Here is a 12032-nt window from a genome sequence, read left to right on the forward strand (position 1 = left end):
GAGACGTATCATTGTCCCCTACCTTTTTGTTGAACTTCTAATTTTTCGTTTCCCATGAAGAAAATAGCTATCCCACTAAGAGCAATCGGAATTAATGCAATAGAAAATGAAAATGTAATTGACGAAGCCATCGCATCGACAATTTTTTGCAGCACGTTCGGTGGCATTTGAGCCCGTGCTCCTGTTTCAAACAGCGCATGTGGATCTAGCGAAAATGTTGTCGTATTCGTACCGAATGATTCGCGTAATTCAGCAGCTAGCTTATTTGATTGAATCGTTCCGAAAATGGTTATACCAATTGTCATGCCGAGCGAACGAAAAAATGAATTTGTTGAATTCGCTGTCCCACGGAAACGGGGCTCTAAATTGTGCATGGACGCCGATGGCAAAAGTGAAAAAGAAAATCCAACCCCAAATCCAGCTATCGCCATGTAAATGGTTAACCAAAGCTTTGACGTTTCTGGCGTCATAAGGCTAAGAAAAAGCATTCCACAAAAATAGGCGATAATTGAAACAAACATAATGTTCCGATATGATGTCTTCGTTTGGGAAATTCCAGCTGTCGAACTTCCCACAACGGAACCAAGCATCATTGGCATTAAAATAAGACCCGCATTTTTAGCCGTTCCGCCATATACCGCTTGTACGAATATAGGAATAAAGACAGTTAAAATAACGAATGTCGCTCCGTATAAAAAAGCTAATAGCTGTGCGATCGCAAATGTACGCCGTTTAAATAAAACGAATGAGATAATCGGCTCTTTTGCTTTTGTCTCTACGTACAAAAAAGCGATGAAGAAAACGGTACTAACTGTAAATAAACAAATAATTGGAATAGAACTCCACTCGTAATGCTTTCCGCCTAGATCTAACGCAAACATTAAACTAACAACGGCAACGACGAGTGTCAAAGCCCCGTACCAGTCAATGACTTGTTTAGCATGTTGTGTCGACTCTTTATAGTAGCGAGCGATCAAAATAATGGATACGAGACCGATCGGTACGTTAACATAAAATACCCAATGCCAACTTAAGTAGTCCGTAATATACGCGCCGAGTAATGGGCCTAATACGCTCGACATACCAAATACCGCTCCGAGAAGTCCGGTCATTTTTCCACGTTTTTCTGGTGGAAACACGTCGAATACAATCGTAAACGCGATCGGCATGAGTGCCCCTCCACCAACTCCTTGGATTGCACGAAAAATGCTGAGCTGGACGATGTTTTGAGCTAAACCACACAAAGCGGAGCCGATGAGAAAAACAATGAGTCCAAAAAGAAAAAATCGTTTTCTTCCATACATATCGGATAATTTTCCGAAAATAGGCATACCAGCCATAACCGTAACCATGTAAGCAGACGTGACCCATACAAATTGATCGACGCCCCCTAAGTCAGCGACGATTGTACCAATTGCCGTCGCCACAATCGTATTATCCATCGCCGCCATAAAGATAGCTAATAGCAACCCTAATACAATGAGAGAGATGTGTCGACCTTCAATAACCACCTTTCTTTCCTCCTTTCGCTATGTATACAAAACATTATATTCTTTTTTTACATACTTACAAATAAAAAAGCCCTCGCCATAAAGCGAAAGCTTACTCCCACACATAAGGTGTCTCTTGATACACATAATAGTTGAGCCAGTTGACAAACAGTAAGTTAGCATGAGAACGCCATGTGTTATACGGTTGCTTATTCGGGTCGTTATGTGGAAAATAATATTTTGGAATTTGTATATCCAACCCTTTAGCCACATCACGTTCATATTCTTCTTTTAGCGTTGTAGCATCATACTCTGGGTGCCCTGTTAAAAACACTTGTTTTCCGTCATTTGAAACGACAAGACAAACGCCTGCTTCTTCAGATGAAGATAGAATCGTCAACTCTGAGACAGCCTCAATATGTTCACGTTTAACATCCGTATGGCGTGAGTGCGGAATTTTGTGAATGTCGTCAAATCCACGAGTTAACTTGATGTGCTTTTGTTCTAGCATATGGTCGAATACACCGAAACATTTTTGTGGTAAGTTATACTTAGGGATTCCGTAATGATAGTACATACCTGCTTGTGCACCCCAACAAATATGTAACGTTGATGTAACGTTCGTCTTTGTCCATTCCATGATTTTAGTCAGCTCATCCCAATAATCAACTTGTTCAAATGGCAAGTGTTCTACCGGTGCTCCAGTAATGATCATACCATCATATTTTCTATGTTGAACATGTTGAAATGTCGTATAAAATTGATCGAGATGGTGTTTCGATGTTGTTTTTGCTTCATGTGTCTCCGGGCGCAAGAAAGTTACATGAACTTGCAACGGTGAGTTTCCGAGTAACCGCAACAGTTGTGTTTCCGCCTTTTCCTTTTGTGGCATTAAGTTTAGAATGATAATATTTAACGGCCGAATGTCTTGAGAATAGGCACGCTCCTCATCCATAACAAAAATATTTTCTTGTTCTAGTATTTCTTTTGCAGGAAGATCGCGTGGAATATTAATTGGCATGTCGTCAACCTCCATTTCACATCATATAAATACAATCATTATAAAAATTTTTAGAAAATTATTCAATGTTTTTTATTTTATTGATTTTTCTATTGACATTGTTGTATTCTTGTAAAAGCAAGAATGATTTGGAGGGATATACGTATGTTTATGTCATATGAAGAATATATGCGTCAAGTAGTGCAACCGATGCGTGATGAATTAGTCAATGGTGGATTTACAGAGTTACGTACGAGTGAAGAAGTTGAACAATTTATGGAACAAGTGGAAGGGACGACGTTCGTTGTCATTAATTCCGTTTGTGGTTGTGCAGCGGGGCTTGCGCGCCCAGCAGCCATTCAGGCTGTACAAATGAGCGAAAAGAAACCAACTCACCTCGTGACCGTATTTGCAGGGCAAGATCGAGAAGCGACGGCTAAAATGCGGGAGTATTTTGTAGGCATTGAACCTTCTTCACCATCGATGGCATTGTTAAAGGGAAAAGAAGTCGTCCATTTTATTCCACGCCACGATATTGAAGCAAATTCCATTGAAAGTATTATGCAAAATATTATGCAAGCGTTTGAAAAACATTGTTAAGGGTGTCCGATTGACATCCTTTTTCTTTTGAGGTGAACGTATGATTGTGACGACAGCTGGCAGAACAAATGAACAGATGATTGAAAAAGCGAGGCAAATTGCGTTGGAATTACAAATTTCATATATACCACGTCGAAAACGATCCATTGCTTCGATTCAACAACAAATACACGAACCGATTCTTGTCGTTGGAAAAGAAAGGCTAGAAATTCATTTCCCACACGGACAAGAACCGTTATTTTTTCATCCAAACTCCGCTTCTTTTCGCGCAAAGCGTATTTTAAAAGGTGAAAGTGAACCATTTTTACAAGCGACGAAATTACAACGAGGGATGACGTTTTTAGATTGTACGCTTGGATTAGCAGCTGATAGCATAATCGCTAGCTTAGTTGTTGGTGAGGAAGGAAAAGTGGTGGGAATTGAAGGGAGTGCACATATCGCTTACCTAACAAAGCAAGGGTTGCGTCATTGGGAAAGTGATGTCGTTGAACTGAATGAAGCGATGCGACGAATTGATGTACATCATGCGGATTTTCGCTCTTTTTTAGCGCAATGTGATGATCAATCATATGATGTTGTTTATTTGGATCCGATGTTTGAAGTAAGTATTGATGAAGCCGATGGAGTAAGGGGATTAAAACAGGCAGCGCTATATACGAATGTTACAGCAGAAGATATCGAACAAGCGAAACGAGTAGCTCGACAACGAGTTGTACTAAAAGATCATTGGCAAAGTTCACGTTTTGAGCAATTTCATTTTTTCGTTTATCGAAGAAAAACGGCAAAATTTCATTTTGGTACGATTGAACTTTCATAAATGACGCAAAATAAGACAGTAGGAGGTGAATGAAATGGGGAAACGAAAAAAAGATGCTTCGAAAACAGGATTAAGTTCACCAGAGATCAAAGGACAAGGTACGACTGAACATGAAACAGGAAACATTGAAGTAGATTCGAGTCGCAAAAAAACAAAGCGCATGTAAACTACCACATGATCGTGGTAGTTTTTTTTGTAAAAAAAGAAATTCAACTACTTTTCTAACAATTATATTCATTTTTTCTTTACAATCTTAAAAAAAATTTACAATTGAATGGGTCCTCTCCTTTAACCCTTTTCCCGAACGAAGTTGAATACGTTCTACAGCAAAAGACGCAAAAATTGATGGAGGTGTGGATGTGTCAATGACGAAAAAAATTTTACTAGGAATGTTTGCAGGAATTATCGTTGGACTCGTTTTCAACTTAGCTCTTCCAATAGAATGGTTTGACCTCGCAAAAACATATGTACTTCATCCGCTTGGAACGATATTTATCAACTTAATTAAGCTTCTTGTTGTTCCGATCGTGCTTGTTTCATTAATTTTAGGTGCAGCTGGTGTTGGAGATCCGAAAAAACTCGGCCGCATCGGTATGAAAACAATCTCATTCTTTTTAGTTACTACTTCCCTTGCACTTATTATTGCTTTAACATTAGGATCTGTCATTCGTCCAGGAGAAGGAAACTTTAATTTAGAAGGGGCATCGTTTGAAAAGAAAGAAGCTCCACCTGTTGTAGATACATTGTTAAATATTGTTCCGACTAATCCATTCCAAGCGATGGTGGAAGGGAATATGTTGCAAGTTATTGTTTTTGCGATGCTTGTTGGCATGGCCATCGCTCGCCTTGGTGATCGAGTGAAACAAGTACGAGTTATTGTAGAGCAAGCCAACGATATTTTCATGTACTTGGTAGAGTGGGTCATGAAGCTTGCTCCGTATGGGGCTTTTGCATTAATTACTATCGCGATCGGTGGACAAGGATTGGATGCGATTACAGCGATGGGAAAATATATGTTTGCTGTGTTATTAGCGCTATTTATTCATTTCTTTGCAGTGTACGGCACAGCGGTATGGATGCTTGGAAAAATGAACCCGATCGCGTTTATTAAAGGATTTTCTCCGGCGATGGTTGTTGCATTTAGTACATCAAGCAGTAATGCTACATTGCCAGTATCAATGGAAACAGCGCAAAAAAACTTAAATGTTCCAAAAAGCATTAGCGGTTTTGTGCAACCGCTTGGGGCGACAATTAACATGGATGGAACAGCCATTATGCAAGGTGTGGCAACGATGTTTATCGCACAAGTATATGGTGTTGATTTGACATTCGGTGATTTATTGACAGTTGTTTTAACAGCAACGCTTGCAAGCATTGGCACAGCAGGAGTGCCAGGTGTTGGATTAATTATGCTTTCTATGGTGTTAACATCAGTTGGTCTACCTGTTGAAGGAATTGCGCTTATTTTAGGGGTTGATCGACTACTTGATATGACGAGAACGGTTGTAAATATTACTGGAGATGCTGCATGTGCAGTCATTGTTGCAAAATCAGAAGAAAAATATGAGAAAGCGAACTAAACGAGGGAGATCCCCCTCGTTTTATTGTTTATAATAAATGAGATGGGAAGGACAGCGGCAGTCAGATGAACCAAATTTTTTCACGATCCATTGCCCATTATATTGTTGAAAAAGCTGTTGGGCACGTGCGCATTCACTAAGTTCAGGGGAATATGTTTGGATGTGTGTGATCTCACCGTACGGTCGAATGTAATCGATGTGCCATCGCTTTCTTTTTTCTACCTGTATGTGACGTTGAATACGCGATTGCATGTTTCGTTTAGCGCTCCCTACATAAATATAGTTTCCCTTTGGAAATAAAAACGTACCTAGTTTCCCAATCTCAACGATGGCGTTGTTATCGATTGCAAAGAAAATCGCATAAACGGTATGCTGCTTGTTGAACATTTTTTCCACCTCTCGAAAATTTGTCATTGAAAAATGAAAATGTTAGCACTACAATAAAAGAAGCGTATGTATAAAAAAAGGAGATGACGTTATGCTTTCGAACATAGGTTTACCTGGTTTAATTTTAATTCTTGTCATCGCTCTTGTCATTTTTGGACCGAAAAAATTGCCTGAGATCGGACGGGCTTTTGGTGAAACATTACGTGAATTTAAAAAATCTACAAAGGGATTGCGTGACGAAGTATTAGAGGAGCTCGACGAAAAGAAAGAAACGCGTAAATCATAAAGCGGCAACGATGTGTTGCCGTTTTTAACATGGAAAAAGGTTGGTGTTTACGCTCGTGGAAGAAAAGCAACGATATGAAGATAAAGAGATGACGTTAGTTGAACATTTAGAAGAATTGCGCAAGAGAATTTTTATTGTTGTTGGAGCGCTTATTTTATTTTTTATTGTAGGATTTATTTTTGTTCAAGATTTATATCGCTGGCTTATTGCTGATTTAGATGTAAAATTAACCATTTTAGGTCCTACTGATATTTTATGGGTATATGTCATGTTAGCTGGCGTATTCGCGATTACGATGACGATTCCAGTACTTGTTTGGCAAATATGGATGTTTGTTAAACCTGCCCTTACTCCGAGAGAACGGAAAGTTACATTATCGTATATTCCTGCTACATTTTTGTTATTTGTACTCGGGCTATGTTTTGGCTACTTTGTCGTATTGCCGATGGTGTTTCACTTTTTAATGAGTCTCGGGGAAGATTTGTTTGCAACTATGTTTACAACAGAAAAATATTTTCGCTTTATGTTGAACATGACGGTTCCTTTTGCTGTATTGTTTGAACTACCCATTATCGTTATGTTTTTAACAAGCATCGGTATAATTAATCCATATGCGTTACAAAAAATGAGAAAATATGCATACTTTATATTAGTTATTATTGCAGTAACTATTACGCCACCAGATTTTATCTCTGACTTTTTAGTAACTATTCCGTTGCTGTTATTGTATGAGGTGAGTATATCTATCTCAAAGTTTGTGTATAAACGGAAAGAAAAACAGGTTGAACAAGAAGCGTCTTCAGAATAGAAGGCGCTTTTTATTTACCCGTTTATTATAATAAAAACTATTTTCATGTTGCTAATATATTTAAGAACATTTTGTTACATTTATCCCACGAAAATAATATAAAGGTAAATAATGATATATAATCAATTGTAAACGTTATCATGTAAAGGGGAGGAGCTATGTGAAGAGAAAGACGATTTTGGAAGAAGTGCTTGATCGCGGCCTTACGAGACGCGATTTTTTAAAAATGTGTACAGCACTGGCGGCGACAATGGGATTAGATTTTTCGCAAACCGATCAAGTTGTTGCGGCAATGGAAAAAAACTACCGCGTCCCAGTCATTTGGCTACAGTTTCAAGACTGTACAGGTTGTTCTGAATCATTTATTCGCTCTACGCATCCAAAAGTGGAAAGCGTGCTTTTCAACATGATTTCTCTCGAGTATTCAGAAGCGCTTTCTGCTGCTTCAGGCCATCAAATTGAAGCCGCACTTGAACATGTTCTGGAACATTATTCGGGGGAATACATACTTGCGGTAGAAGGAAGTTTGCCAACAGATGATGCGTTTTTAACTGTCGGTGGCGTGTCGGCAAAAGAGACGTTTCTTCGCGCTGCTAAAGGAGCAAAAGCGATTATTGCATATGGAAGCTGTTCGTCGTGGGGCGGAATTCCTGCTGCATATCCGAATCCGACAAAAGCTAAGCCGATTACATATTTCGTGAAAGATAAACCGATCATCTTAGTACCCGGGTGTCCACCGATCGCAGAAGTGATGACGGGAGTGGTTGCCCATATGATTACGTTCGGTAGACTTCCAGAGCTTGATCATCTCGGCAGACCGAAAGCGTTTTATCGTCATCGTATTCATGATAAATGTAATCGTCGCGCATATTTTGATGCGGGATTATTTGCGGAATCGTTTGACGACGAAGGAGCAAGACAAGGATATTGCTTATACAAAGTAGGGTGCAAAGGACCGACAACATATAACTCCTGTGCAGAGATGCGTTGGAACGGAGGAGTGAGCTACCCGATTCAATCTGGAAATCCGTGTATTGGTTGCTCTGAAAAAGGATTTTGGGATAACGGTCCTTTCTTTGTTCGTCGTGCGAAAATCCCTGCTTCTCAAACAACGATTAATCCAGAAACAGTCGGAGCGATTGCTGTCGGTATAACGGCTGCAGGCGTTGCTGCTCACGCTGCTGTCACAGCGTTGAAGAAAAAAGATGAATATCATGATCGAGGTGAATAAAGATGACAGAGCGTATTGTTGTCGACCCAGTCACGCGAATTGAAGGTCATTTACGCATTGAAGTAGATATTGACGAGAGAGGTGTTATTCAAGAGGCGTTTAGTTCAGGAACAGCGGTCCGCGGTATTGAGTTAATCGTGCGCGATCGTGATCCAAGGGACGTTTGGGCGTATGTGCAGCGCATTTGCGGTGTTTGCACAACTACACATGCTTTAGCTTCTATCCGATCCGTTGAAGATGCGCTGGATATTAAAATTCCAAAAAATGCTCATCTTATCCGTGACATTATGAATGCTGCAGTTTTTTTACATGACCATGTCGTTCATTTTTATCATTTACATGCATTCGATTGGATTGATGTATTAAGCGCTCTGAAAGCCGATCCGAACGAAACGAGCCGCATTGCTCAGTCTCTCTCCAATTGGCCAAAATCGTCACCAGGTTATTTTAAAGAGATTCAAATGAAGGTACAAAAAGTTGTGGATAGTGGACAACTCGGCATTTTTGCAAACGGCTATTGGGGGCATCCAGCGTATAAGTTACCGCCTGAGGTGAACTTGCTTGCTGTTGCCCACTATTTAGAAGCGCTTGATTGGCAAAAGGAAATTGTTAAAATTCATACCATTTTCGGGGGGAAAAACCCGCATCCTCATTATGTTGTCGGCGGAATGGCCACTCCAATTGATATAAATAGTGATAATGCAATTCACGCAGAGCGTCTTATGCATGTTTCGCAAATTATTGATCAGGCAGTAGAGTTTGTAAACCATGTTTACATTCCCGATTTATTGGCGATTGGTTCGTTTTATAAAGATTGGACATATGGCGGAGGATTAAATAACTATTTATGTTATGGGGATTTTTCGACAGGTGATATTCGGGATGTGCATTTATATCGTTTCCCACGTGGTGTTATTTTAAATGGTAATTTAAACGAAGTGCTTGATGTCGATCCGAAAGATCCAGAACAAGTAAAAGAATTTATTGATCATTCGTGGTACACATATGATGGGAAAGAGGGGGGAGGTGGCAAACATCCGTGGGAGGGAGAAACATCACTCCGTTATACAGGGCCAAAACCACCGTTTAAAACATTAAATACAGATGAAAAATATAGTTGGCTAAAATCTCCAAGATGGAAAGAGCATCCGATGGAAACAGGACCACTTGCGCGCATGCTAGTTGGCTATGCGTTAAAGAAAGATGAGTTTGTTGGATTAGTAGATGATACATTAAAGAAATTGAGTTGGCCACTTGAAGCGATGAGCTCGGCACTCGGACGTACAGTAGCGCGTGGGCTTGAGTCTATTCTCGTTGCCAAATGGATGCGCGATGATATGGACGCATTGCTTGCGAATATTCGCAACGGAAATCAAATTACATTCGATCGGACAAAATGGGAGCCAAGCACGTGGCCTAAGCGAGCGAAAGGAGTAGGATGGATGGAGGCGCCACGTGGTGCGTTAGGCCATTGGATTGAAATTGAAGATGGGAAAACGAAAAACTATCAAGCCGTCGTTCCAACGACATGGAATGCTTCACCGCGTGACCATAAAGGGCAAATTGGTGCGTATGAAGCGTCTTTAAAGGGAACGCCATTGCTTGATAAAGAAAAGCCGTTAGAGATTTTGCGCATCATCCATTCGTTCGATCCATGTTTAGCATGTGCGGTTCATTTAACCGATCTTGAATCGAAACAAACAACGCATATTCGTATTGGGTAGGAGGGGAGTGTATGTCAGTCCCGACAAATCCAAAAATTGAACAAAAACAGACGGAAGTCATTTGGAAGCGATCGCGGAAAGCAAAACGTATTGAGCTAAATGATCACATGGTGAAAGTGTACGTATGGGAATTACCTGTTCGTATTTTTCATTGGATTAATGCTTTTTCTATCATAGTTTTAATGATTACGGGCGTGTTTATCGGCCGCCCGTTCGTGTCTGCCTCCATTCAAGAAGAAGCGTATTACTCGTTTTTGATGGGGTGGGCACGTTATATTCACTTCTTCGTTGCTTTCCTTTTTACTATTAATTTAGCTGTTCGTTGGTATTGGGTATACAAAGGAAACGAACATGCGACGTCGAACCCATTTCGACTTTCTTTTTGGAAAGAAGCATTTGAAACTATCAAATATTACTTATTTATGAAAAATAACAAAAAACATTATATCGGACATAATCCGCTCGCTCAATTAAGCTATTGGATTTTCATTGGATTAGGCTCAATTATTATGATGCTTACAGGATATTATTTATTATTCGAGCCACAACCTGAGTCCATTTACGGAAAAATGTTTATGTGGGTTGCCCATTTATTTGGCGGCGATAGCTATTCTGTTCGTTCGTGGCATCATCTCGTTGCATGGGGATTTATCATTTTTACTGTTGTACACGTGTACATGGCATTTCGTGAAGACTACTTGCAACGGAATGGAACGATGTCATCCATTTTTACTGGCTATAAAATAGAGAGAAAAAAAGAAGCATTAGGTGAACACGATGAAAAATAAAAAAATAACCGTTCTCGGAATTGGGAACTTATTGTATTCTGACGAAGGTGTTGGTATTCATATTTTGCCATTACTGGAAGAAAGACTTGCACAATACGAAGATGTTGAAGTAGTGGAGGGTTCGACCGATGGAATGCGGCTACTTGGAACAATCGAAGAGACGGAGTATTTAGTGGTAGTCGATGCTGTCAATGCAGGAAAAGAAGCGGGAACGATTATTACATTAGTCGATGATGAAATTCCAGCTTATTTTGGAATGAAAATGTCCATTCATCAACTTGGTTTTCAAGAAGTGTTATTAGCTGCGAAACTACGCCAAACCATTCCAAAACAAATGGTGTTATTCGGGGTTCAACCTGCCTCCCTAGTTCTTGGTTTAGATTTATCTCCAATTGTGCAAGCACAACTTCCATATGTTGTCGAGCGAGTTGTGCGTCAAATAGAAGAGTGGTGTCACACTCCATGAATCGTCTCCAATTTTTAAAGATGATGCGCAATAGTTTAATGGAAACGGTGAAAGAAGCTTCTGCCCCGCTATTAGAAGATGAGGTGGAAAAAGTGAAAACATTGTTTTTTAGTCATCGCACGTGGCATTCCATTGGCCCGTGCGACGATGTACATGGCGTTGAAATGAAAACCGTTGCCCGCATTCCGATTGTCGTTTATAAACATGGCGGAACATTACATGTAAGAAAGGCGTTTTGTTCGCACTGTCACGTGATGCCACATTATATTGAGCAAGATCATCGTTTCATTTGCTTGTACTGTGATCGTGAATGGTACGTATTGTCACAAGAAGGAACGTTGCATATGCCAATTCTCCAAACAAAACAAGAAGGAGATGAATGGTATGTGCAAATAGAAGGGGATTCGTATGCATGAGATGGCGTTGATGGGAGAAATCGTTCATTTAATTGAGCAAGACGCTCGAAGCAAAGAGATGAAACAAGTAAAAAAAGTGGAGTTGTTAGTTGGTACGTTAAGCAATGTGCTTCCAGATGCATTACAGTTTGCATTTGATGTGTATAAAGTGCAAGCGGATCGGCAGATGCTGAATTGGTTATTCATATGGAAAGAGCGAGAGCAATTTGTGCAATTTGCGGAAAAGAATATGAACCAGCTACAAAAATTACGCAATGTCCAACATGCTTGCTTCCGAGCGGAAACATTGTAGCAGGGGAAACATTTCGCATTCTATATACATGCACCTTAAAACCATGACTTCTGTATGAACACCTTTTTTCATGGCTATACTGCTCCTAAATATTTCTATACAAAAGGAGCGGAATTGGCATGAAACGTCTGAAAATCACAAATGATC

14 protein-coding genes and 1 pseudogene are annotated in these 12032 nt (G+C 40.0%); 12 read left to right on the plus strand and 3 right to left on the minus strand.

The genetic code is table 11. The features are described 5' to 3' along the window. Positions 1-8: 8 nt before the first annotated feature. Both K1I44_RS12105 and metA read right to left on the minus strand, forming a co-directional pair. A complete protein-coding gene (locus K1I44_RS12105; protein WP_219986285.1) occupies positions 9-1511 on the minus strand; it encodes an MDR family MFS transporter in 1503 nt (500 codons plus the stop codon). 91 nt (positions 1512-1602) lie between these two features. Continuing rightward, positions 1603-2511 carry a homoserine O-acetyltransferase MetA gene (gene metA / locus K1I44_RS12110; protein WP_003397254.1) on the minus strand — a complete coding sequence of 303 codons (909 nt, stop codon included), beginning with the start codon at positions 2509-2511 and terminating at the stop codon, positions 1603-1605. 144 nt (positions 2512-2655) lie between these two features. Here metA and K1I44_RS12115 point away from each other — a divergent pair, with 144 nt between their 5' ends. From K1I44_RS12115 to K1I44_RS12130, 4 genes are all read left to right on the plus strand, one after another. Next, the gene (locus tag K1I44_RS12115) at positions 2656-3090 is read left to right on the plus strand and encodes a BrxA/BrxB family bacilliredoxin (RefSeq protein WP_219986286.1); all 435 of its coding nucleotides are present in this window, start codon (positions 2656-2658) and stop codon (positions 3088-3090) included. 40 nt (positions 3091-3130) lie between these two features. Continuing rightward, positions 3131-3907, plus strand: a complete 777-nt coding sequence (locus K1I44_RS12120) for a class I SAM-dependent methyltransferase (RefSeq protein ID WP_219986287.1) — start codon at positions 3131-3133, stop codon at positions 3905-3907. 34 nt (positions 3908-3941) lie between these two features. Further along, complete coding sequence (locus K1I44_RS12125; RefSeq protein ID WP_021094785.1) at positions 3942-4073, plus strand: YuzL family protein; 132 nt, start codon at positions 3942-3944, stop codon at positions 4071-4073. 199 nt (positions 4074-4272) lie between these two features. Beyond that, a complete protein-coding gene (locus tag K1I44_RS12130; RefSeq protein WP_219986293.1) occupies positions 4273-5487 on the plus strand; it encodes a dicarboxylate/amino acid:cation symporter in 1215 nt (404 codons plus the stop codon). Positions 5488-5508: 21 nt separating this feature from the next. Here K1I44_RS12130 and K1I44_RS12135 read toward each other — a convergent pair whose 3' ends face one another. Beyond that, a complete protein-coding gene (locus K1I44_RS12135; protein ID WP_219986288.1) occupies positions 5509-5874 on the minus strand; it encodes a GIY-YIG nuclease family protein in 366 nt (121 codons plus the stop codon). Positions 5875-5965: 91 nt separating this feature from the next. On the opposite strand from K1I44_RS12135, the gene K1I44_RS12140 reads away from it, so the two are divergent. From K1I44_RS12140 to hypA, 8 genes and pseudogenes are all read left to right on the plus strand, one after another. Next, entirely contained in the window at positions 5966-6160 is a 195-nt protein-coding gene (locus K1I44_RS12140; protein WP_003397248.1) for a twin-arginine translocase TatA/TatE family subunit, read from the plus strand. 88 nt (positions 6161-6248) lie between these two features. Continuing rightward, a complete protein-coding gene (tatC, locus tag K1I44_RS12145) occupies positions 6249-6968 on the plus strand; it encodes a twin-arginine translocase subunit TatC (protein WP_003397247.1) in 720 nt (239 codons plus the stop codon). Positions 6969-7128: 160 nt separating this feature from the next. Further along, positions 7129-8199 carry a hydrogenase small subunit gene (locus K1I44_RS12150; RefSeq protein WP_219986289.1) on the plus strand — a complete coding sequence of 357 codons (1071 nt, stop codon included), beginning with the start codon at positions 7129-7131 and terminating at the stop codon, positions 8197-8199. Between the two features lie 2 nt (positions 8200-8201). Next, on the plus strand, positions 8202-9923 hold the full coding sequence (locus K1I44_RS12155; RefSeq protein WP_219986290.1) for a nickel-dependent hydrogenase large subunit: 1722 nt from the start codon (positions 8202-8204) through the stop codon (positions 9921-9923). An 11-nt stretch (positions 9924-9934) separates the two neighbouring features. Then, a complete protein-coding gene (cybH, locus tag K1I44_RS12160) occupies positions 9935-10711 on the plus strand; it encodes a Ni/Fe-hydrogenase, b-type cytochrome subunit (RefSeq protein WP_003397242.1) in 777 nt (258 codons plus the stop codon). Continuing rightward, a complete protein-coding gene (locus K1I44_RS12165; RefSeq protein WP_003397241.1) occupies positions 10701-11177 on the plus strand; it encodes a HyaD/HybD family hydrogenase maturation endopeptidase in 477 nt (158 codons plus the stop codon). Before cybH ends, K1I44_RS12165 begins: the two co-directional genes overlap by 11 nt. After that, positions 11174-11593 carry a 2Fe-2S ferredoxin gene (locus K1I44_RS12170; RefSeq protein ID WP_219986291.1) on the plus strand — a complete coding sequence of 140 codons (420 nt, stop codon included), beginning with the start codon at positions 11174-11176 and terminating at the stop codon, positions 11591-11593. Before K1I44_RS12165 ends, K1I44_RS12170 begins: the two co-directional genes overlap by 4 nt. Continuing rightward, positions 11586-11932, plus strand: a pseudogene (gene hypA, locus K1I44_RS12175) (hydrogenase maturation nickel metallochaperone HypA). The gene K1I44_RS12170 and the pseudogene hypA overlap by 8 nt, the downstream one beginning before the upstream one ends. Positions 11933-12032: the final 100 nt, after the last annotated feature.

The sequence above is a fragment of the Anoxybacillus sp. ST4 genome, from assembly GCF_019448545.1.
Classification (GTDB): Bacteria; Bacillota; Bacilli; order Bacillales; family Anoxybacillaceae; genus Anoxybacillus; species Anoxybacillus pushchinoensis.

Excerpts from the sequence above, each read along its gene's own strand:
- K1I44_RS12155 (WP_219986290.1), top strand. The coding sequence starts at position 8,202 with ATGACAGAGCGTATTGTTGTCGACCCAGTCACGCGAATTGAAGGTCAT.
- K1I44_RS12125 (WP_021094785.1), top strand. The coding sequence starts at position 3,942 with ATGGGGAAACGAAAAAAAGATGCTTCGAAAACAGGATTAAGTTCACCA.
- metA (WP_003397254.1), bottom strand. The coding sequence starts at position 2,511 with ATGCCAATTAATATTCCACGCGATCTTCCTGCAAAAGAAATACTAGAA.
- K1I44_RS12140 (WP_003397248.1), top strand. The coding sequence starts at position 5,966 with ATGCTTTCGAACATAGGTTTACCTGGTTTAATTTTAATTCTTGTCATC.
- K1I44_RS12165 (WP_003397241.1), top strand. The coding sequence starts at position 10,701 with ATGAAAAATAAAAAAATAACCGTTCTCGGAATTGGGAACTTATTGTAT.
- K1I44_RS12115 (WP_219986286.1), top strand. The coding sequence starts at position 2,656 with ATGTTTATGTCATATGAAGAATATATGCGTCAAGTAGTGCAACCGATG.
- K1I44_RS12170 (WP_219986291.1), top strand. The coding sequence starts at position 11,174 with ATGAATCGTCTCCAATTTTTAAAGATGATGCGCAATAGTTTAATGGAA.
- tatC (WP_003397247.1), top strand. The coding sequence starts at position 6,249 with ATGACGTTAGTTGAACATTTAGAAGAATTGCGCAAGAGAATTTTTATT.
- K1I44_RS12130 (WP_219986293.1), top strand. The coding sequence starts at position 4,273 with ATGACGAAAAAAATTTTACTAGGAATGTTTGCAGGAATTATCGTTGGA.
- cybH (WP_003397242.1), top strand. The coding sequence starts at position 9,935 with ATGTCAGTCCCGACAAATCCAAAAATTGAACAAAAACAGACGGAAGTC.
- K1I44_RS12120 (WP_219986287.1), top strand. The coding sequence starts at position 3,131 with ATGATTGTGACGACAGCTGGCAGAACAAATGAACAGATGATTGAAAAA.
- K1I44_RS12135 (WP_219986288.1), bottom strand. The coding sequence starts at position 5,874 with ATGTTCAACAAGCAGCATACCGTTTATGCGATTTTCTTTGCAATCGAT.